The 22516-nt window shown below is 41.3% G+C and carries 20 protein-coding genes and 1 pseudogene; 1 reads left to right on the top strand and 20 read right to left on the bottom strand.

The window, feature by feature from the left end:
* Window positions 1-23: 23 nt before the first annotated feature.
* The 6 genes from recG to MHH44_RS05485 all read right to left on the bottom strand — a co-directional run bounded on the left by recG (window position 24) and on the right by MHH44_RS05485 (window position 7691).
* Window positions 24-2063, bottom strand: coding sequence for an ATP-dependent DNA helicase RecG (gene recG, locus MHH44_RS05510; protein WP_340797995.1), 2040 nt, complete (start codon window positions 2061-2063; stop codon window positions 24-26).
* 324 nt (window positions 2064-2387) lie between these two features.
* Window positions 2388-3308 carry an L-serine ammonia-lyase, iron-sulfur-dependent, subunit alpha gene (gene sdaAA / locus MHH44_RS05505; RefSeq protein ID WP_008403335.1) on the bottom strand — a complete coding sequence of 307 codons (921 nt, stop codon included), beginning with the start codon at window positions 3306-3308 and terminating at the stop codon, window positions 2388-2390.
* A gap of 11 nt (window positions 3309-3319) precedes the next feature.
* Complete coding sequence (gene sdaAB, locus MHH44_RS05500) at window positions 3320-3982, bottom strand: L-serine ammonia-lyase, iron-sulfur-dependent subunit beta (RefSeq protein ID WP_008403337.1); 663 nt, start codon at window positions 3980-3982, stop codon at window positions 3320-3322.
* A 313-nt stretch (window positions 3983-4295) separates the two neighbouring features.
* Window positions 4296-5942: a DAK2 domain-containing protein gene (locus tag MHH44_RS05495; protein ID WP_340797994.1), complete on the bottom strand. Its 1647-nt coding sequence runs from the start codon at window positions 5940-5942 to the stop codon at window positions 4296-4298.
* 18 nt (window positions 5943-5960) lie between these two features.
* Window positions 5961-6323: an Asp23/Gls24 family envelope stress response protein gene (locus MHH44_RS05490; RefSeq protein WP_008403339.1), complete on the bottom strand. Its 363-nt coding sequence runs from the start codon at window positions 6321-6323 to the stop codon at window positions 5961-5963.
* Window positions 6324-6797: 474 nt separating this feature from the next.
* The gene (locus MHH44_RS05485) at window positions 6798-7691 is read right to left on the bottom strand and encodes a diacylglycerol/lipid kinase family protein (RefSeq protein ID WP_008403340.1); all 894 of its coding nucleotides are present in this window, start codon (window positions 7689-7691) and stop codon (window positions 6798-6800) included.
* A gap of 215 nt (window positions 7692-7906) precedes the next feature.
* On the opposite strand from MHH44_RS05485, the gene rpmB reads away from it, so the two are divergent.
* Window positions 7907-8095 (top strand): 50S ribosomal protein L28, encoded by a 189-nt coding sequence (gene rpmB, locus MHH44_RS05480; protein WP_004227417.1) that lies wholly within the window; start codon window positions 7907-7909, stop codon window positions 8093-8095.
* Between the two features lie 448 nt (window positions 8096-8543).
* Here rpmB and MHH44_RS05475 read toward each other — a convergent pair whose 3' ends face one another.
* The 14 genes and pseudogenes from MHH44_RS05475 to MHH44_RS05410 form a co-directional block, all read right to left on the bottom strand.
* Window positions 8544-9173: a thiamine diphosphokinase gene (locus MHH44_RS05475; protein ID WP_008403341.1), complete on the bottom strand. Its 630-nt coding sequence runs from the start codon at window positions 9171-9173 to the stop codon at window positions 8544-8546.
* Window positions 9170-9835, bottom strand: coding sequence for a ribulose-phosphate 3-epimerase (gene rpe / locus MHH44_RS05470; protein WP_008403342.1), 666 nt, complete (start codon window positions 9833-9835; stop codon window positions 9170-9172). Before rpe ends, MHH44_RS05475 begins: the two co-directional genes overlap by 4 nt.
* A 2-nt stretch (window positions 9836-9837) precedes the next feature.
* The gene (gene rsgA, locus MHH44_RS05465) at window positions 9838-10719 is read right to left on the bottom strand and encodes a ribosome small subunit-dependent GTPase A (protein WP_008403343.1); all 882 of its coding nucleotides are present in this window, start codon (window positions 10717-10719) and stop codon (window positions 9838-9840) included.
* A gap of 11 nt (window positions 10720-10730) precedes the next feature.
* On the bottom strand, window positions 10731-12698 hold the full coding sequence (gene pknB / locus MHH44_RS05460; protein ID WP_008403344.1) for a Stk1 family PASTA domain-containing Ser/Thr kinase: 1968 nt from the start codon (window positions 12696-12698) through the stop codon (window positions 10731-10733).
* 2 nt (window positions 12699-12700) lie between these two features.
* Complete coding sequence (locus MHH44_RS05455; RefSeq protein ID WP_008403345.1) at window positions 12701-13447, bottom strand: Stp1/IreP family PP2C-type Ser/Thr phosphatase; 747 nt, start codon at window positions 13445-13447, stop codon at window positions 12701-12703.
* Window positions 13448-13457: 10 nt separating this feature from the next.
* Window positions 13458-14606 carry a 23S rRNA (adenine(2503)-C(2))-methyltransferase RlmN gene (rlmN, locus tag MHH44_RS05450; RefSeq protein ID WP_008403346.1) on the bottom strand — a complete coding sequence of 383 codons (1149 nt, stop codon included), beginning with the start codon at window positions 14604-14606 and terminating at the stop codon, window positions 13458-13460.
* A gap of 3 nt (window positions 14607-14609) precedes the next feature.
* A complete protein-coding gene (rsmB, locus tag MHH44_RS05445; protein WP_008403347.1) occupies window positions 14610-15971 on the bottom strand; it encodes a 16S rRNA (cytosine(967)-C(5))-methyltransferase RsmB in 1362 nt (453 codons plus the stop codon).
* Complete coding sequence (gene fmt / locus MHH44_RS05440; protein ID WP_340797992.1) at window positions 15968-16909, bottom strand: methionyl-tRNA formyltransferase; 942 nt, start codon at window positions 16907-16909, stop codon at window positions 15968-15970. The genes rsmB and fmt overlap by 4 nt, the downstream gene beginning before the upstream one ends.
* A gap of 3 nt (window positions 16910-16912) precedes the next feature.
* Window positions 16913-17404, bottom strand: coding sequence for a peptide deformylase (gene def / locus MHH44_RS05435; RefSeq protein ID WP_008403349.1), 492 nt, complete (start codon window positions 17402-17404; stop codon window positions 16913-16915).
* A gap of 23 nt (window positions 17405-17427) precedes the next feature.
* Window positions 17428-19836, bottom strand: a complete 2409-nt coding sequence (gene priA, locus MHH44_RS05430; RefSeq protein ID WP_340797991.1) for a primosomal protein N' — start codon at window positions 19834-19836, stop codon at window positions 17428-17430.
* Between the two features lie 14 nt (window positions 19837-19850).
* Window positions 19851-20396: pseudogene (gene coaBC / locus MHH44_RS05425) on the bottom strand (bifunctional phosphopantothenoylcysteine decarboxylase/phosphopantothenate--cysteine ligase CoaBC); the annotation flags it as partial.
* An 89-nt stretch (window positions 20397-20485) separates the two neighbouring features.
* Window positions 20486-20710 carry a DNA-directed RNA polymerase subunit omega gene (gene rpoZ / locus MHH44_RS05420; RefSeq protein ID WP_008403352.1) on the bottom strand — a complete coding sequence of 75 codons (225 nt, stop codon included), beginning with the start codon at window positions 20708-20710 and terminating at the stop codon, window positions 20486-20488.
* 4 nt (window positions 20711-20714) lie between these two features.
* Complete coding sequence (gmk, locus tag MHH44_RS05415; protein ID WP_008403353.1) at window positions 20715-21332, bottom strand: guanylate kinase; 618 nt, start codon at window positions 21330-21332, stop codon at window positions 20715-20717.
* A 16-nt stretch (window positions 21333-21348) separates the two neighbouring features.
* On the bottom strand, window positions 21349-22224 hold the full coding sequence (locus MHH44_RS05410; RefSeq protein WP_340797990.1) for a YicC/YloC family endoribonuclease: 876 nt from the start codon (window positions 22222-22224) through the stop codon (window positions 21349-21351).
* Window positions 22225-22516 lie beyond the last annotated feature (292 nt).

Genomic DNA, 22516 nt, shown 5'->3' with positions numbered 1-22516 from the left:
CACCAATTACAGGTTCTAACCGTTTAATCGATTCGTTCTCCTTGCATAACTCCAGAAGCCGTTAAATCTTCTCTTAAAAATTCATATTCCTGATCTTTCCAGAATGCTTCATCATAGAGCATTTTCTCGGCATCCTGTCTTGCCGTTTCAAGAGCCCGGTAATCATGGACAAGGTCGGCCAATTTAAATTCCGGCAACCCGCTTTGCCGTTTTCCGAAGAAATCCCCTGATCCTCGCAGCTCCAAATCTTTTTCAGCTAGGCGGAAACCATCATTCGTCTCGGTCATACTCATCATACGTTCTTTTCCTTCATCTGTTTTCGGATCGGCAATCAGCACACAATAGGATTGATGTTCTCCACGACCAACACGTCCACGCAGCTGGTGAAGCTGCGCCAAACCAAAACGCTCGGCATCATAAATTGTCATGAATGTCGCGTTTGGTACGTTTACCCCAACTTCGACAACAGTTGTCGATACAAGCACATGAATTTCCCCATCACTAAATGCTCGCATGACCGCATCTTTTTCGTCAGAATGCAGTCGACCATGCATCAGGCCGATTTCAAAACGGGTGCCGAAATACGCCTTCAATTGTTCGTAAGCTTCCACTGCATTTTGCACATCCAGTTTATCGGACTCTTCGATTAACGGCGCAATGACATACGCTTGGCGGCCTGCTTCAAGTTCTTGGGTCATGCGCATCAGCACACTGTTCAGCTGTTCTTTTTTCAGCCAATGCGTTTCAATCTCTTTACGCCCGGCAGGCAACTCATCAATAATCGAAACATCCATCTCACCAAAAGCTGTAATGGCTAATGTACGCGGAATAGGTGTTGCGGTCATGAACAGTACATCCGGATTTTCGCCTTTTTCACGCAGTACACGACGTTGTTCTACACCAAAACGATGCTGTTCATCCGTTATGACAAATCCTAGCTTCTTGAATTCAACATCCGGCTGAATGAGTGCATGTGTCCCAATAAGAATATCGATTTCTCCTGCTGCAAGTTGTGCCAATAATTCACGGCGTGCCTTTGTCTTTGTCGAGCCCGATAATAATGCTATCTTAACGCCAATCGGATCAAACCACATATGCAGGTTTTCTGCATGTTGCTCTGCTAAAATTTCGGTCGGCGCCATTAGAGCCCCTTGATATCCTGCCGTTACAGCTGCATATAGTCCGATCGCTGCCACGACAGTCTTTCCAGATCCTACATCCCCTTGAAGCAGACGATTCATACGTTGCGGCAATAACAAATCTTTGCAAATTTCATTGACAACCCGCTTTTGGGCACCTGTAAGCTCATATGGCAATGTCGTTATAAATGCTTTTAATTTTTCCAGATCAAAGCGAACGGAAATTCCTTTCTCATTTTCCTTATTCGCTTTTCTTAGGGCTTGAATACGCAGCTGGAACTGCAGTAATTCCTCATATACGAAACGGCGACGGGCCTGTTTTGCATGATCTGCATTTAGCGGAAAATGCACCCCTTCGAGCGCTTCTTGAATATTAACTAACTGATAGCTTTCACGCAGATAATTTGGCAATGTTTCAGGCAGTTCTTCCTTCACAGTATCCAACGCCTGGCGCATATATTTACGGAAGCGCTTTTGCTGAATATTCCCCTTTAAACTATAAACAGGCTCAAAATCCACTTGTTCTGTTTTCGGTCCGAATGTCACGGACGATCCGACAATAACTTGACGTCCGCGATCCCATTTACCGGTAACGGTTATGATGCCGCCAGTTGAAATTTTTTGCCGCAAATAATTTTGATTGAAAAACACAACTTTAATTAAATGTCTTCCTGCAAGAGCCGTAAATTGTAGTCGGGATTTATTTTTCCCTAAAAATAATACGGTCGGTTCACTTTCGACACGGGCTTCAATCGTCACACGCTCATTATGCGGTGTTTCAGTTAAATCTTTTAATCGAAAATCTTCATGGCGGTATGGAAATGTCCAAATCAAGTCATGGATTGTCTCGATGCCAATTTTCATTAAATTTTCGGCTGTTTCTTTTCCGATTCCCTTTAATTGTGAAACTGGCTCACGAATCATTGTCGACACTTCCTTTACGAATTATTTATCCCGCATTAACGGGTAGTAAAAGCCCGATTGGTTCGGGCCGACACGATGTTGGTCACACAAGCGTTGTCACAGGACGTGACGATTTTAGCTTGTGTTCCTTATAATCAGTGGGGTATGACCCCTCTGATTGAAGTTTCACTTTATAGTTTAACAATATCATAAAATGGGTGCATACGTTCTCTCATAAACTAAAAAAAGAACACAAAAATTTGTGTTCAATTTTTTATTAATTCAATGCAATATTATAACAAAGAGATAATTTCCTTATTAAATTATTATATTAATAAACAAACGTTAGTTACTGCCTACACGAGATTTGAGCAGGCTTTTCAGGTCTCCGCCTTCAAAGATTGCATGGGTAATCGCTTTGCCAGTTGGTGTTGCGGCTAAACCGCCTCGCGCTGTTTCTTTCAAGTTCGGGCTCATTGCCTGACCGATTCGGTACATTGCGCCGATTACCTCATCACATGGAATGCGGCTTGTTACACCTGCCAATGCCATATCCGCTGCGACTAATGAGTTGGATGCACCCATTGCATTACGTTTAACACAAGGTACTTCCACTAAGCCTGCAACCGGGTCACATACTAATCCGAGCATATTTTTCAGCGTGATGGCAAATGCTTCCGAACTTTGCTGCGCTGTTCCGCCAGCCATTTCTACAATCGCTGCCGCCGCCATTGCCGATGCACTGCCGACTTCTGCCTGACAGCCGCCTTCTGCACCTGAAATCGAAGCATTGTTCGCAACGATAAATCCAAATGCTCCCGAAGTGAATAAATATCGAATCATTTGTTCACGTGTCGGATTTAATTTATTTTGAACTGCAAATAATGTCCCCGGAACTACTCCCGCTGAACCTGCTGTTGGAGTCGCACAAATTGTACCCATTGCCGCATTCACTTCATTTGTTGCAACAGCTTTGCTGACAGCATCAAGTAAAAGGTCTCCGGCTAATGTATTGCCTTTTTTAATATAATTTTGAATGAGTACAGCATCGCCACCTGTTAAACCTGTTACGGATTGTACACCTTTTAAGCCGCGCTCTACTGCTTCTTCCATAATCGTTAAGTTGCGGTCCATCTGTTTAAAAATATCTTCACGAGAGCGACCTGTAATTAACATTTCCTGCTCAATCATTAACTCGGAAATAAGCTTTCCTTCTCTCTCAGCCAACTCCACTAACTCTCGAACACTGCGGAATAAAACATCCATATTTGTCACCCCTAGTTATTAATTTTCGATACCTTCGTAATATGTGGAATATATGAGATTTGCTCTAACAGACGCTTATCTATATTTTGATCGACTTCAATTACCATTAAAGCCGTTAATCCACGTTCAATACGCGATACTTCCATATGTCCAATATTGACATCATGCATGGCCAAACAGTTCGCCACGTTTGCAATACAGCCTGCACGGTCATCATGCACAACCAGAATTGCCGGCATCCCGCCTGTCAGACGCAGCTTAAAGCCATTTACTTCGCTAATCTCAATTTTACCGCCACCAATTGAAATACCTTCAACGCTCATTTCCGATTCATCATCGCCCATTAAAATGCGCGCAGTATTCGGATGCTCTTTATTGGCTGTTTCAGGAATAAACTCAAACTGTAAGCCTGCTTTTTCCGCTTCAGCAAAAGAAGTTTTAATCCGTTCATCATCCGTATCGTAATCTAGTAATCCACCTATAATTGCCACATCCGTACCATGACCGCGGTATGTTTCGGCAAAAGAACCGTATAAATAAATTTTCGCCCATTTCGGCTGACGTCCAAACAAATCGCGTGCAACACGTCCAATACGTGCTGCCCCTGCTGTATGTGAAGAGGACGGACCAATCATAACAGGTCCAATAATATCAAAAACCGAAGTAAATTTCATAAAGTTATCCCCCCATATTCTTTTATACTTTCATTTACTCCTAGTGTACTCATTTTTTCTGCAATTAACAAACTTCTTGTTGTAAAAACAGAATAATAACCATAATGAGGATTAAACTCCATAAGTTAACGCTGACAATTAAGCGGTTAGATGAATAAATCAATAGAATTATTCCCCTTACTTCCCACCAAATAGGTCTCACTACTGTAAATACCGCAAATTTGGGGCTTATTACCGAAGCGCCCGCTTAAGACACTTAAACATAATGAAAGCAGTGCATACTTGAAAGTACACACTGCTTTCACTATTTATTTTATTCTACAGATAAAATGAACGGATAAAGGGATTGTTTACCTTCAACAATTTCCACTTCAGCATCCGGATAATTTTCTTCGATAAAGTTTTGTAATTCTTCGGCTTGTTCAGCTGTTGCATCTTCACCATAAATGATTGTGATGATTTCTGAATCTTCATCCATCAATCCTTCAAGCACTTTTTTAGCTGCATCCATCATTTCAGGAGTCGATAAAATAATTTTACCTTCAGCCAATGCCATATAATCATCTTTACGGATTTCAACACCGTCGATCGATGTATCACGCACGGCAAATGTTACTTGACCAGTCTTTACATGTGCAAAGCCTTGTGTCATGTTTGCCTTATTCGTTTCAACTGACTCGGCAGGATTATATGCTAAAATAGCTGCCATTCCTTGAGGGATCGTTTTTGTCGGCACAACCGCTGCTTCAATTTCCAGAAGTTCAGCTGCTTGCTCTGCCGCCATAATGATATTTTTGTTGTTCGGTAAAATTAGTACTCGCTCTGCACCAATTTCTTTTACCGCTTTTACGATATCTTCTGTAGAAGGGTTCATCGTCTGTCCGCCTTCAATTACATAAGAAGCACCGATCGAGCGTAGAAGATTTGATACACCTTCACCCATTGCAATCGTTACAATCGCATATGGTACTTTTGTTTTTTGCTGTTTCGCAGGTGCTTGTGGTGCATCATTGACAATCGCAGAATGCTGTTCACGCATATTGTCTACTTTAATTTTAATTAAGCTACCATATCTTTGACCCGCTGCAAGTACGGCACCTGGAGTTTCCGAGTGTATATGTACTTTTGCAATTTCATCGTCCGAGATGACCAGTAATGAGTCGCCCATCGGATTCAACTCTTGGCGGAACTCCTCTTCATCAAAAGGCGCTTTGTCTTCTTCGAAACGCACCATGATTTCTGTACAGTATCCAAATTCAATGTCAGATGTGTCCATGAAGTCTTGTACACGGTGATGTTCTGCACTAATTAAATCATCCAATGAAGATTCATTTTTTTCCGGTAATGGCTCGCCTTTCATAGAAGCAAGGAATCCTTCATAAACGAACAGTAAACCTTGGCCGCCACTATCGACAACGCCTACTTCTTTTAATACAGGTAAAAGATCCGGCGTGCGGTTTAATGATTGTTTTGCTTCCTCGATAAACGCTTCCATCAAGACAATCATATCTTCTTCTGTTTCCGCAACTTCCACACCTTTTGCCGCCGCTTCACGAGCAACCGTTAAGATTGTCCCTTCCACTGGTTTCATAACGGCTTTATAGGCAGTATCTACGCCAGCCTGGAATGCGTTCGCTAAGCCTTTTGCATCGATTTCAGCTTCTTTTTCAATCGCTTTACCGAACCCGCGGAATAACTGCGATAAAATTACGCCTGAATTTCCGCGTGCGCCCATTAGTAAGCCTTTTGATAAAGCCTGAGCTGTTTTGCCGATATGTGCACTTACATTGGCTTCTGTTTCATCTGCACCAGATGTCATTGATAAATTCATATTTGTCCCTGTATCACCATCCGGCACAGGGAATACATTTAGCGAATCTACATATGCTGCATTTTGGTATAGGTGATGTGCACCCATTTGTACCATTTCAGCAAATTTAATTCCGTCTAAAGACTTCATTCGATTCATTTCCTCCTCTTACACGTTCGCAACACGAACGCCTTGAACAAAAATATTAACTGATTTAACGCTCATACCTAATGTTTTATTTACTGTATATTTTACTTTGGATTGTACTTGATAAGCGATTTCAGAAATTTTCGTACCATAGCTTACAATAATGTACATATCAATATGTAAGTCATCACCTTCTTGGCGAATGAGCACACCTTTTGCAAAATTCTCTTTTCGTAAAATATCTGTTAATCCATCACGAATCTGATGTTTTGATGCCATGCCTACAATGCCATAGCATTCAATCGCTGCTCCACCAGCAATTTGAGCAATAACATCATTGGATATATCAATATGACCGAATTCGTTATTTAATTCTACTGACATAGTGAATGCCCCCTTGGCTCTATTTGACTAATTTATATTGTACTACACAAAAGTCGATTATAAAAGAAAACGTTCACCTACGTCTAGCCTGAAGTCGTTTTTTTGAATTTCTCTTTATTAAGAATCTCTTTATTTTTAATCTTTCAATAAAGTGAAATTTCAATCAGTTAGGTTCTTTATCCCCACTGAATGCAAAACAACATCATATATTTTTTTGCACAACCTATTTAGAGTATTCGACAATTTTCAGTTGTTATACAAGGAAGCATCTTTGAAACATATCACTGACCATTTTAGCTCAATACCCAAATATATGTTTATCCGCACGTTCCACTACAGGCTGACGCTTTCCGCGGGCGTGGGCCATTCCTCACCGCTACGCTCTTGCGGTATATCGGCCGTCACGCTTATCCCGCAGGAGTCGCCGCCTTCCATTCCATATGCTTAGTTGCCAGCCGACTATTTATTACGTAACTATTTTGGGCGAGTCCCACTATTAACCGCGAAAAATTCGATATGATTATGCAAAATGGATATTTTTGCCGGAAGTTGGCTGATTAAGTCTCCGTCAACATTCAGCGGAAATGCTTCAGTCGCTTTTATATGCATTTCACGTGCATTCAATTTAATAATATTGTCATCGTCCTCATAATTGCCTGTAAGCAAATTTTTAGCTGTCCCTACTACTTGTAGTGTGCTCGTACTTTTAATAATAAACCCGTGCAAGAGGCCGTCTGATTTATCGGCATCTTCATTTAGTTGACGGAAGCTTCCGACTGAATCGGTTAATACACATATGAAGAGCATCATATTTTCTTTATACGTTTGTCCATCTGCCGTTACTTCCATTTCGTAGGAGTCATTTTGAATGGCCGCTTTCACTCCTTCAAATAAATAGGCGAGCGATCCAAGAGATGTTTTTTGCTCTACCGACACGTCACCAACCGCTTCTGCCAATAATCCGATTGCAATGACATTCGTGAAATAATGATCGTTCACTTTCCCGATGTCCGCTTTTGTTGTTTTTCCGCCAAGTAACGCGATCGCCTCATCAGGATCAAGCGATATGTCCAATGCACGCGCAAAATCATTGACTGTACCTAACGGAACAACTCCCACAACAGGGCGGTGAGGCTGTTCGGCAATTCCGTTGATCCCTTCATTTAATGTACCGTCTCCGCCGACTAAAATGACCGCATCATATTGCTCATCACATGCCATTTTAGCAAAGCGGGTTGCATCCTTCTCACCTGCTGTTTCTTTTACAATGACTTCATAATTATGTAATTGTCCGATAATTTTCTTTTCATACTCACTTGCTTTTTCTTTCCCTGAAGATGGGTTGATGATGACCATACACTTTTTCATAAATATTTCCCCCAAATAATTAGTTTATATAGTACATTACCTTTTCCAGGAAGTTTTTAATCCCGATTAAGCAAAATGGGGTGTAAAGGTTTTTTTCTTGAAAGGTTATGTAAAATGTCTTGCACTCATTGACTCTGTATGTTAAATTATTATGGTATGTGAAATAACGAACTGAAATAAAGATTTCAGATTCAGCTGTAAGGAGGAATTTTACAATGCCAAAACAATGCGTAATTACTGGCCGTAAAGCTCGTACAGGCAACAACCGTTCACACGCTATGAACGCTAACAAACGTACTTGGGGTGCTAACCTTCAAAAAGTTCGTATCTTAGTTGACGGTAAGCCAAAACGTGTATGGGTTTCTGCTCGTGCTTTAAAATCAGGTAAAATCGAGCGCGTATAATCGCGTATAGAGTATCAGCAATTTGCTGGTACTCTATTTTTTTGCAAAAAATGAACAAAAGCGCTAAAGCGCCCGTTCAACTCCGAGGGGGTATAACGCCACGTCCTTGTGGCATGCCCCCAATGGCTCACATCGTGTGAGCCTCAGACATTGGAAGGCCCGACGCAAAAGTAAACGGTTCACCACTTTTGCACGGAAGGACTGAAATGGCCGAGGAGTTGGCGCTTTAGCCTGGACGGGGACAAAAACTTGTTTCCAGGTTATCCATAGTGCGATAGTATATAATTTCCTTAACAACAGAAAAAATACAGCCCATAATCGCTATGAGCTGTAGACAGGATCTTTATTTTTCTTTTTTATCTCTACGAAACAACTTCACGCAGCCTCTTGCCACACCGCTTAACCATTTTGGCATTTGGAATGTATATACTTTCAGTGTTGTTCCTCCTTAATCTTTACTCTTTATCATTAAACATATGCCTTCCCTAAATGAAATAGACCCTGTACCTATTATTTCATTGCTTGTGAAACGTGTTGTCCCCTGTTCAATCACTTCATCTGTCGTCTCATATTTAACACTACGCAACGTCACGTTTCGCAGAGTCTTTCCATAGGCAAAAAACGATACGTAAGAATAATAGTCTTCTGTCAAAATATGTGTACCCGGCAGTAAAAATTGAATGATATTATGAGAATTAACGATTTTAAAAGTAATATGAGGATGCTGCTGCTGCATGAGAAATACAGACCGTAATGTCGCTTCGTAATGATCTAAACGCCCGCCTGTAACACCCGTTAAAAAGACTTCCTGCGGCTCATATGTGAGTGCCTTCTGCAAGGCTAAGTCTGTATCCGTCTCATCTTTTTCTGCCTGAAATTGTTCAACATGGTCTACAGCTTCGGAAATCCGCGCAAATTCCTCCGCTGTAATGGAATCAAAATCACCGACAATACTATGTGGCTGTATGCCTTTGTCCACTAAATATAATGCCCCCCGGTCGACTCCAATCCAGACATCCGGTGTTAAAGAAAAGGCGACCTCATGAACGGGGCCGCCTGAGCAGATTGCTACAATCATTGAATTGCCGCTAATCCTGCTTGTTTAATTTCCTGTAAAGCTTGTGCGCGATCTTCTTTACTGTAAATAGCTGAACCAGCAACAAAAACCGTTGCACCTGCTTTTGCACAAGGTACGATTGTTTCAGCGTTAATTCCGCCATCAATTTCAATTTCGATATTCAAGCCACGTTCTTTAATAATTTCCGATAATGCTTCCACTTTCGGCACAACCGATTCAATGAACTTTTGTCCGCCAAAGCCAGGGTTTACCGTCATAAACAGCACCATATCAACATCTTCCAAAATATGCTGTATTGTTTCAATCGGCGTATGCGGATTTAATACAACACCCGGTTTCACACCGTGTGAACGAATTAACTGAATCGTACGGTGCAGATGGCGGCATGCTTCAACATGTACCGTAATATAATCTGCACCCGCTTTCGCAAACTGTTCAATATACTGGTCCGGATTTTCAATCATTAAATGTACGTCCATCGGTAATGTAGAAAGAGGACGAATGGCTTCTAATGCAATTGCACCAAATGAAATATTCGGTACGAAATGACCGTCCATTACATCGATATGAATCAATTCGGCTCCTGCTGCTTCTACTTCTTTTACTTCTTGTCCCAGCTTTGCAAAGTCTGCTGCTAAAATTGATGGTGCAATTTTAATCATGTCTAATACCTCGGCTTTCGGTCAATAATTTCTTGTAAGATTTGTTCATAATGCTCATAGCGGTACGAACGGATTTCTCCCGTTTCTACTGCCTGTTTTACCGCACATTTCGGTTCTTTTATATGCAGACAACCACGGAACTTACAATTCTCGCTAATACGTTCGAACTCTGGCAAACAGGATGTCAGCTCTTCTTTTTCTATCATTTCAAAATCAAAAGAACTAAAGCCTGGTGTGTCCGCCAATAGTCCGCCGCATACTTCAATCAGCTCGACGTGGCGAGTTGTATGTTTCCCGCGCCCTAAACTTTTTGAAATAATACCTGTTTTTAAATCAAGCTCAGGAAGCAATGTATTTAATAATGTTGACTTCCCTACACCTGACTGGCCAGCAAGCACCGATGTTTTTTCTTGCAAGTATGGTTCAATTTTCTCCAGCAATGTTGGATCATCAATGTATGTTTCGATAATGTCATAGCCGATTTCTTTATAGTCGTCAATGTATGTTTGTAAATGTGCACGTTCTGCATCATTTAATAAATCCATCTTCGTTAAAATAATGATCGGCTGAACATGGAACGACTCGAGCACGACTAAAAAACGGTCGAGCAGTACTGTATTAAAATCCGGTTCTTTTGCGGAAAACACAAGTAATGCCTGATCCACATTCGCAATCGGTGGTCGGACGAGTTCGTTGTGACGTTCCAGTATTTTATCGATGGAACCATCCGATTCCCCATCATAGGAATATTCCACAAAATCGCCGACTAGTGGTGATTCTCCGCGATTACGGAAAATCCCACGAGCGCGACATTGAATTAAATTGCCGTCTTTTTCAACATAATAATAACCGCTTAATGCTTTTCGAATTTGGGCTTGCGCCATCCAATTCCTCCTTATTCCGCCAATTCTTCATACGTAATTGTTTTATTTTCGATTACATTGTTATCCCGTACAATCTGATAGGCTGCTTTGTCCCCTTCAACGATGACCAGCTTAATTGTATATAAAGTATCTTCATTAATTGTTAACTTTTCTACAGGCTCTGCCATTGTACGTGTTTTGTCCTGAATGTAAATGGAGACCTCTTGCTCGATCCCTTCTTCAAAAGGCTCGTACGGAATTTCAATTGTTTTTGTATAGAACTTTTCCTGTTTTGCTTTTGGTCCTTTCGAGATGACGACATTAATTGTGCCACCTTTTTCAAGCTTCGTGCCTGCTTTTGGTGTTTGACTGATTACTTCACCTGCCGGTTTATCCGAATATTCTTCACCAGTTACATTCACTTTAAAACCTGAGCTTTTTTCATATTCTGAACGGTTTGCATCATTAAACGCCATCAAGTCCCGCACCGTTACTTGTTCCTGTCCTCTACTAACTGTTAATACAACATCTGTCTCATTGACGTGAATTTCCTCTCCGGCTTCCGGTGTTTGACCGATAATCTCACCCGCTGCATGCTCAGAAGAATATTCCTCTCTAAAATCATAGCTATTATATTCTTCTAACTCATCGATTACTTCATCACGCTGTTTACCGACGAAATCCTCCATCTTTGTCAATTCCTTACCGATACTGACGATTAAATCCACCGTAGTGCCTTTATCACGTTCCCGACCTGCTTGCGGATTCGTTTCAATGATATTTCCGGATTCAATTTCTTCATTGTTGCGTTCCTCTTGTTCGCCAATAACGAAACCTTGCTCTTCTAAAATTCGAATCGCTTCTTCAACCGTCATATCTGTCACATCTTCTATGACTACTCTATTTGGAGTTAAAAGAACAGCTGCTACTACTGCACCAATTGCTAAAAGAACTAATAGACCAACGATAAGCGGCCATTTTTTCTTTTTCTTTTTTGGCTTTAACGGCTTCGGTTCTTCCTCTGCAGGCGGTTTTGAATCGATCCGGACTGTCTGTTCCGTAATGCCGGTAGATGGCTCCTGAACCGGGACAGGTACAGGCTTCGGATCTTTTATAATCGGCATTAGCTTTGTCGCGCCATTATCAACCGGCGGCATAAATTTAGGTTCATTCACCCGTTGTAATGATAAACATGTATTTAAATCTTCTTCCATCTCTTCTGCATTGCTATAACGGTGATTTTGATCTTTTGCTGTTGCCTTTAATACAATATTTTCCACGCTTTGCGGAATGCTTGCATCAAATTCACGTACGGAAGGTGTTTCCGCCTGCAGATGCTTTAACGCAATAGATACAGCAGATTCCCCTGAAAATGGCAATTCACCTGTTAAAAGCTCATAAAAAACGATTCCAAGTGCATATATATCGGACTTCATCGTTGCTACACCGCCGCGTGCCTGCTCCGGCGATAAATAATGGACTGTTCCGATGACTGAGTTCGTTTGCGTGAAGCTTGTTGCTCCAAGCGATGTCGCAATCCCGAAATCAGTGATTTTCACATTTCCTTCTTCGTCCATCAATATATTTTGAGGCTTTATATCTCGATGGATAATGCCGTTTTCATGTGCATGGGCAATTGCCGATGTAAGCTGCTTCATTATATGGGCACTACGCGCTGCAGATAAAGGTGAAAACTCTTGTATGTATTGTTTTAATGTTTTCCCTTTAATGTATTCCATGACAATATAGTGCATATCCCCATCTTCGCCAACATCATAGATGCTTACAATATTAGGATTAGTCAAACTTGTTGCAGACAATGCTTCACGCTGGAAACGACGGTGCAATTCTTCTTCATTCGATAAATCATAACGCAATATTTTGATTGCGACGTCACGGCTTAAAATAATGTCGTGTGCCAAATATACATTTGACATACCGCCTCCGCCAATTAATTTTAAAATTTTATAACGGCCACTTATATGTTTTCCTACTAGCATTGTTACACCTCCTGCACCGTTGTCATTAAGATAAGGGAAATATTATCTTCTCCACCACGCTCATTTGCTAATTGAACTAATTTTTTTCCTTTTTCCTGAACGGAAACCTGTGTAGTAATAATTTTGCCTATTTCCTCTGTAGACAGTTTATTACTTAACCCGTCGGAACAAATGAGTAAAAAGGCCTCATTTGATAGGGTGATTTCATAAAAATCAGGTTCAATCGAAATTTCTGTACCGAGTGCTTTTAAAATAAAGTTCCGTTGAGGATGATTTTGTGCCTCTTCTTCACTAATTTCTCCATTTTCCAATAAAATATTTACATAAGAATGATCTCTTGTTACTAACTTTACTGTTTCATTTGTAATATGGTATACACGACTGTCGCCGACATGGCTTATCGTGCAATCATTCCTATCAAGCAACACAGCGATCATTGTCGTACCCATACCTTGACAATTTTCATGTGTTAATGAGTAATGATATATTTTTTGATTAATATGTGACACCGCGTTACGCAACCATTCCAGCTTTAACTGTTTAGTTGCAAAATTTTCTGCATTTTCCTGTTTAAAGAGTGCATGCATTTCGGTAATAACCATTTCACTCGCTACATCACCAGCATTATGACCACCCATACCATCTGCTAAAATCGCAAGCTTAAAATGATCGGGGCGCTCAAAAAACGCGGCCCGATCTTCATTTATTTTTCGCTTTAACCCAATATCACTTTCCACTGTAAAGTTCACTATAGTCCACCTACTTTGTTTCGTGTGATCGTTCTTGTGCACGTAACTGGCCACATGCAGCTGCAATATCTGCACCTTGCTCACGGCGGATTGTTACGTTAATACCTTGCTCCTTAAGCGTTCTTTCAAAAGCAAAAATTTTACTGCGTGATGTACGAATATAATCACGTTCCGGCACGTAGTTAATCGGAATTAAGTTAACATGACATTTAATATTTTTGATCAGCTTCGCCAGTTCCATTGCTACTTCTTCTGTATCATTTTGACCTGACATTAAACCGTATTCAAATGTAACACGACGCCCTGTTTTCTTCGTATAGTATTTTACTGCTTCCATCAACTCTTCTAATTTATATGCTTTGGCAATCGGCATTAATTTCTGACGTGCCTCTTGGTTCGGTGCGTGAAGAGAAACCGCAAAGTTAATTTGCATGCCTTCATCTGCGAATTCATAGATTTTCGGTACAATTCCCGAAGTCGAAACCGTAATATGACGGGCACCGATATTTAATCCTTTGTCATCGTTCATAATTTTAAGGAAGTTCATCATCGCATCGTAGTTGTCAAACGGCTCACCGATTCCCATGATAACAATTGAAGATACACGCTCTTCTGTTTCGTCAAGCTGTTGCTGAACTTTTACGACCTGCTCAACAATTTCACCTGCCATTAAATGACGCTTCAAGCCACCTAACGTAGATGCACAGAATGTACAACCGATACGGCAGCCTACTTGTGTCGTTACACAAATTGAATTACCGTAATCATGACGCATCAATACAGTTTCAATTGAATAGCCGTCTTGCAGCTGGAATAAAAACTTGATCGTGCCGTCTTTTGATTCTTGTTTTATAATTGTCGATAGTGTCGTTAATGCAAACTCGGCCTCAAGTTTTTCACGCAATGCTTTCGGCAAGTTTGACATTTCTTCAAATGTTTGGACACGCTTTTCATAAAGCCATTCATAAATTTGCGCTGCCCGGAAAGCCTTTTCTCCATTTGCTGTCAGCCATTCCTTCATTTCATCTAGACGTAATGAGTAGACAGAAGGTTTTAACTGTGGCTTTTCTTTCTTCGCACGACGTACCGGTTTATCTGCTGTTTCTTCCACTAAATCCTGAATTCGTTCATCAAATTGTTTTAATTGTTCTTGCTCCATTAGTTAATTGGACGCTCCTTTTTTTACGAATGCAGCTACGAAAAATCCGTCACTGCCTATATCTTGCGGGAATACTTGTAGCATCCCGTCCTGTTGCTTCGCTTCTAGTTGTGTTGGTAAATTTTCAATCGGCACCAAGTTCATTTCAGGGTGCTCTTTTAAGAAGGCTTGTACCGTACCTTCATTTTCACTACGGTCTACTGTGCATGTTGAATACACTAATCGTCCGTCTTGTTTTAATAGCTGGACTGCATTATTCAAAATCGAAAGCTGAATTGTTTGCAGGCTCTCTAAATCTTCTTCTCGCTTTGTATATTTAATATCCGGCTTGCGTCGCATTACGCCCAAACCTGAGCAAGGTGCGTCAACCAGAATCGCATCATAGCCTTCCTTTTGTAAAAAGCCTGCTGCTTTTCTTCCGTCAAGCGGAGCTGTTTCGATAATATTCAATCCTAGACGCGCGACATTCTCTTCGATTAAATCCAATTTTTTCGGATGAAGATCGGTCGCTAAAATCGAGCCTTCGTTTTTCATAACTTCAGCAAGATGCGTTGTTTTCCCTCCTGGTGCTGCACACATATCAAGTACTTTCATACCTGGTTGCGGATTCAGCACTTTTGCCGGCAGCATCGAACTTTCATCCTGAATCGTAATAAGCCCATTTCGGAACGCTCCCGTACGTGCGGCCTGCCCGCTTTCAAGATGCAGACATTCAGGTATATATTCACTGCGGCGCGCTTTTACACCTTCACGTTCAAGTGTTGTCAATACTTGTTCAACAGTTGCTTTCGTCGTGTTGACACGTACTGTCTGCAATGGTGCAATATTATTTTCAAGCAGCATTTCACGTGTTTTATCATAGCCGTAGCTTTCAACCCAGCGATCGACCAGCCATTGCGGGTGACTTGTTTCGATTGCCAGACGCTCATTTGCATCTTCTATTAAATCGGTTGAACGAACACCTTCACGTAAAATCGAACGTAAAATACCGTTTACCATTGAGGCAATCCCTTTATGGCCTCGGCGTTTTGCAATTTCCACTGCTTCATTGACAGCGGCGTGTGCAGGAATACGTGTTAAATACTGCATTTGATAGAGCGACATACGCAACAGCCAACGCACCCAAATATCCACTTTTCCGCGAATAAATGGCTCCAGATAATAATCCAGTGTCAGTTTATGCTGCAATGTTCCATATGTGAGCTCTGTTAACAGGCCACGATCTTTCGCATCGATTTTATATTTTTCAATCGTTTGGTGTAATAATAAATTACTGTATGCCTGGCTTTTATCGACCGTCAGTAAAATCGTTAAAGCGGCATCCCGCACATTACCGTCCCAAATTACTTGTTTCTTTTTACTCATTCAAAACGGTCCCCAATCTGTAATTTCGAGCCCGTACCACGTAAAAACTCTTCTGCTGTCATGCGTTTCTTCCCTGCTGGTTGTACATCATACAGCGCCAATGTACTGCCATCGCCTGTCGCTACTTCAAAATGATCTTTTTCAATTTTCACGACTTCTCCCGGTGCAGCATTTGTTGCAGTTTCCCCCAGCTTTGCTCCCCAGACTTTAAAGTTAGCCCCTTCAAATGTCGTATAGGCAACAGGCCAAGGGTGTAGTCCGCGCACTTGATTATACAATGCACGCGCTTCATTATTCCAATCAATCAACTCCTGCTCACGGCTAATATTGCGTGCAAATGTTACGAGTGATTCATCTTGTGGAATGCGGGCATTTGTTCCGTCGATAATCGATGGCATTGTTTCTTTTAATAGTTCACGACCTACTGCACTTAATTTATCAAACATTGTACCTGTATTGTCTGTATCTTCAATGGCAATTTCCCGTTGTGAAATAATATCCCCGGCATCCAGTTTTTCCGCCATATACATAATCGTTACACCGGTTGATGCCTGTCCATCGATAATTGCCTGATGAATTGGTGCACCGCCTCGATATGCAGGTAATAATGATGCATGGACATTGATACAACCTAGTCGAGGTGCTTCAAGCAGTTCTTTCGGCAAAATCTGTCCAAATGCCGCCGTTACGACAATGTCCGCATTTAATGCTAAAATTTCTTCCAGCTCCTGTGAACCGCGCAACTTTTCAGGTTGAATAACCGGTAAGCCTAGTCGTAATGCTTCTTCTTTTACAGGTGGCGGTGTTAATACTTTTTTACGCCCAACTGGACGATCCGGCTGTGTAACAACCGCTGCGATGTCATAGCCCTCTTCATGAAGCATACGCAAAATTGGCGCTGAAAAGGCAGGTGTTCCCATAAATACGATTTTTGTCATCGATTATTCCTCCTCAACGTCCGCGTATAGCTCTTCTAATTCTTCCTCTGTTAATACACGCGTCATTTTCGAATCAAATAAAACGCCATCTAAATGATCGATTTCATGCAAAATACAGCGTGCTTCAAAGTCTTCAGCTTCAAGTTCATAAATACGTCCTTCACGATCTGAGGCTTCGATTTTTACGTATGTTGGGCGCTTTACCATGCCAAATAAGTCCGGGAAACTTAAACAGCCTTCCACATCTTCTTCTTCTCCACGTGTTTCAAGTACAATCGGGTTGATCATTTCTAAAATATCTTCACCTAATTCTACGATTGCTACACGTAAATCAACATTAATTTGAGGTGCAGCAATTCCTACACCATCATTTTCTACCATCGTGTCATATAAATCATCTAAAAGTTGAATGATATTTTCATCGATTACTTCAACTTCTCTTGTTTTTTTTGATAGTATATTCGCCGGGTTTTTTACAACTTCTTTAATTGCCATTTCAATACCTCTTTCTATATGCATTAGATCATTGTCGGATCTAAATCAACTGTTAACACAATGCCTTTTTTTATCCATTCCGAACGATACAGTTTTATTAGCTGTAAAAGAACCGGAATCAAATTTGGCTCTACTTTATATTTTATCAAACATTGATAACGATATCTATTTTGGAGACGAGCGATGCTGGCAGTGGTCGGTCCGATAACGGAAACATTAAATGATAAATTGGACCGCAAATACTCGGCAACACGGCCGGCATACTCAGCAGCAAACATGACGTCTTCATGCGACACTTGAATAAGCGCAATATAATAATATGGCGGATATCCTGCAATGTGTCTTGCATGCATTTCGCGTTCGTAAAACGGAGTATAATGCTGATCTTTTGATAGCTGGATTGCATAATGCTCCGGTGTATAAGTTTGGATATATACTTCGCCCAGTTTATTGTGGCGTCCTGCTCGACCACTTACTTGTGTCATGAGCTGGAATGTTTTTTCCGCTGCACGGTAGTCCGGTAAATGAAGCGAGGTATCGGCACTCAATACTCCGACTAATGTAATATTCGGGAAATCAAGTCCTTTAGCGATCATTTGCGTACCGAGCAAAATATCCGCTTCCCCTCGGCCGAACGCATCGAGCATTTTTTCATGTGCCCCTTTTTGTTTTGTCGTATCGACATCCATCCGCATAACACGTGCTTCCGGGAACAGCTTATGAATTTCTTCTTCAACCTTTTGAGTTCCGGTACCGAAATAACGGATGTTTTCACTTAGACATTCAGGACATCTTTCCGGTATATATTCATCGTGACCGCAATAATGGCATTTCAGCTTTTCCTGATAGCGGTGGTACGTCAACGAAATATCACAGTTCGGACATTGCACTGTTGTCCCGCAATCCCTGCATAATACAAACGATGAGTAGCCGCGGCGATTTAAAAATAGGACGGTCTGTTCTTTTTTATCGAGACGATCCCTTAATGCTTCCATAAGCGGTTCAGAAAACATCGAACGGTTTCCTGCCTGCAGCTGTTCCCGCATATCGATAATCTGAACGGTCGGCAATGCCTGATTTTTTGCCCGCTGTGACAATGTCAGTAACGTATACACACCTTTTTTCGCACGTGCAAACGATTCTAATGCAGGTGTCGCACTTCCTAAAATAACCGGACAATTATAATAATTTCCGCGCCATATCGCGACATCCCGTGCATGGTAGCGAGGCGAATCTTCCTGCTTGTATGTTGACTCATGTTCCTCATCCAAAATAAGCAGACCGAGATTTTTAAACGGTGCAAAAACAGCTGACCGTGCACCTACTACTACCTTTACTTTTCCTTGCTGCACTTTTCGCCATTCATCATACTTTTCACCGACAGACAACCCGCTATGCATAACTGCCACTTCGTCACCGAAACGCGATTTAAAACGCTCCGTCATTTGTGGTGTCAATGATATTTCAGGTACGAGTACAATCGCTTCTTTCCCGTCTGCAATTGTGCGCTGAATTGCCTGTAGATACACTTCTGTTTTGCCGCTGCCTGTAATGCCGTGAAGAAGAAAGGTCTCTTGACGTTTTTCATTTATGGCTTCCGTAATTTTTTTCAGTGCCTTGTCTTGCTCATCTGTTAATTGTAAAAAGTCTGTTTTTACGACTTCCTTTGTAAACGGATCACGGTAAACTTCCTCTTGTATATACGCTGCTGCCCCTTTTTCAATGACACTGTTTAATACACTGCTTGTCACTTGAACGGCTTCATATATTTGTTCCGGTAAAACGATGGCTCCAGCATGGTCTTGCATCCATTCCATCAATGCCAGCTGCTTTGGTGCCCGTTTTCCCATTTGTTCTATCACTTCTTCTATTTGTTCACGGGAATAAATTTGCACTTTACGTACTTGTTTCACTTGGCCTTTTTGTTTCACTTCATTTTCAATATTGACAAGATCGTCTTTTACTGCCCGTTTTAATGGTTTTAATAAATTTGCCTTTTCAAATTGTGCTAAATTCACTTTTTTGGCTTTCTCAAAGTAAGGCTGCAGCATTTGAGGTAATTGCGGCACTTCGCCTAGCAGGACAGCATACTTCTCATACTTGGCCCGCAAAGCACCCGGTAGCATTACTTGTAATGCATCAATTTCATAACAGATTGTTTGATGCTTCAGCCATTTTGCCAAGCTCAGCATTTCCTCAGTCAAAATGGATTCCAAATCGAGTATTTCTGAAATCGGCTTTATTTTTTCAACCGGAACGTCTGATTCGGCTACAATGCCGACGACAAAACCAAGCACATTGCGCGGTCCGAATGGGACTTTTACACGACATCCTATGTCAATCAGCTCTTCCCAATCTTCCGGTATTAAATAGTCGAAAGGACGGTCAACCGGATATGCGGAAACATCGACGATTACTTGTGCAAATCTCATTGTCCATCGCTTCCTGATTGCTCACGGAAATGCTTTTCTACGAGTGCAGTAATTTTTTCCGGCTCTTCCAGACGACCTTTCCCTACATAGCCGCATGCCAAAAAACCTTCAGACGGTTCGATAAAGCGGATGCCATCTTCGTGAAGTTGTGCAATATTCCGTAAAACGGCCGGATGTTCATACATATGTACATTCATCGCCGGTGCCACCCAAACAGGTGCAGTCGTTGCAAGTAATGTTGTTGTTACCATATCATCCGCCATTCCATGTGCCATTTTGGCAATCATATTGGCTGTTGCAGGAGCTACGATAATTAAATCTGCCCAATCCGCCAGATCAATATGGGCAATGACATTGGAATCTTTTTCATCGAACGTATCAAAAAACACATCATTTTTAGACATCACCTGGAAGCTTAAAGGGGTAACGAACTTTTGTGCTGAAGCTGTCATGATCACTTTTACATTGAAGCCTGCCTGAGACAGTTTGCTTACTAACGCTACCGCTTTATATACAGCAATTCCACCCGACACACACAATAGTATATTGTTTTTTTTCATTATTTTACCGTCCTTTCAAAGGATAAGCTCCCAAAGAAAAATTCTTAGGGAGCTTCTACTCAGGGAGTATTCTTTTAGTAAATTAACAACTAGATTTCGTCTTCGTAAACAGTTGAAGCGTCTTGTTGAACTTTGCGAAGCTTTCCGGCAGCTACTTCTTCCAATGCTTTTCCTACTGGTTTGTAAGAAACGTATGAGCTTAAGTGCTCGCCGCCCTCTTCTTGCATTTGGCGCGCGCGTTTTGAAGCTAAGCTCACTAAAGAATACTTAGAATCAATTTGTTTTTTTAACTTATCTACTGATGGATATAACATGGTTTCATTCTCCTCTCAACATTGACAAATAGCGTTTTTCCACACGTTCACGACGACAGTGCTCTGCTACTATGATAGCATTTATTTTATCACATGCATTTTGAACTTGGTCGTTTTCTACAACATAATCATATAAACTCATCATTTCGACTTCTTCACGTGCAGTAGCGATACGACGGGCGATTACATCTTCTGTTTCCGTACCACGACCAACTAAACGTTGTTCCAGTTCCGTAATGCTTGGTGGTGCTAAAAAGATAAACAACGCATCTGGTGCTTTTTCACGAATTTGTGCTGCTCCTTGTACTTCAATTTCCAAAAATACATCGCGTCCTGCTTCTAGCGTTTCATGTACATATGCAAGTGGTGTACCGTAATAATTGCCGACAAATTCCGCATGTTCCAGTAAGCCTCCTTGCTCAATTAACGATTCGAATTCCTCACGTGTTCTAAAGAAATAGTCTACACCATCTTCTTCTCCTTCGCGAGGATTACGCGTTGTCATTGAAATCGAATATTCGTAATTTGTATCCGGTTGTGAAAAGAGCTCTTTACGAACTGTCCCTTTACCGACACCTGATGGACCAGATAAAACAATTAATAATCCACGTTGTTTTTTCATAAGTAACTCCTTTATATTATTCAATATTTTGAACTTGTTCACGCATTTTTTCCAAAATCGTCTTTGCCTGTACAACTGCAGCTGAACATTGGGTTGACTGATTTTTTGAACCGATTGTATTAATTTCACGGTTCATTTCCTGCATAATGAAATCAAGCTTCCGTCCAATCGCAATGTTTTCATTTAATGTTTCGGACAACTGATTGAAATGGCTATCCAACCGGTCCAGCTCTTCTGTAATATCAATTCGCTCTGCATAAATCGCAACTTCCGTAAGTAAACGATCATCCAACGTTTGACCGCTCGCCACTTCTTCTAAACGGCTCATTAAACGTTCGCGATATTTTTCAACTGCGAGCGGTGCATAGTGGCGTATTACAGCAATTTGCGCTTCAAGGTCTTTTTTGTACTGTAGCATCACTTGCTGCAGACCTTGCCCTTCACGATCACGCATCGCAATGAGGTTTTGAATCGCTTCTGCCAATGCATTTTTTACAGCTTCTATGATCTCATCCTGCATGAACTCAATTTTTTCAACCTGCAACACTTGGTCCAAACTCACAAGCTCCTGCATTGTCCACTTTTCCTCCATTGGAACCGTTTGTGACAATTCCTTTTTTGCCTGGAGGAAAGCATTGAGCAGTGACCAATTGATTTGAATCGTCTGTTCAGTGTCATGGAGCTCCTTCAGAAAAATGATAACATCTATTTTCCCACGAGAAACTGCATCAGACAACATTTTTTTTGCTACTACTTCAGATTCCATCCATTCTTTTGGAAACTTTGTATTAATTTCTAAAAAACGATGATTCACAGCACGAATTTCAACAGTGAGTTGAAAGTGTTTCGTTGTTGTGACCCCCCTGCCGAATCCGGTCATACTACGTACCAAGGTTCGTCACATCCTTCTTTACTTAATTGTTTCAATTATAGCATATGTGTTATCGATTTTGCTTTAACGTCTATTATCCAAATATATATTTTATCATAGATAGGATGTAATAAAATACTTTTTATTTTATGTAAGAAGGAAGGAATTGGCTTCCTATAATTAGGGAGTTGATTTCCATTCCGGGGCGGACGCTTTCCGCGGGCGTGGCCTGAGCCTGTAGTCTCAGGCGTCACGCTGCTCCCGCTGGAGTTGCCACCCCTCCATTCCAATCAACAGGCTTTAATCATATTTC

Origin of the sequence: Solibacillus sp. FSL K6-1126 (assembly GCF_038003445.1) — a bacterium.
GTDB lineage: Bacteria > Bacillota > Bacilli > Bacillales_A > Planococcaceae > Solibacillus > Solibacillus silvestris.
Note: the sequence above shows the minus strand (reverse complement) of the source record. Positions and strands in the feature narration are given on the sequence as shown.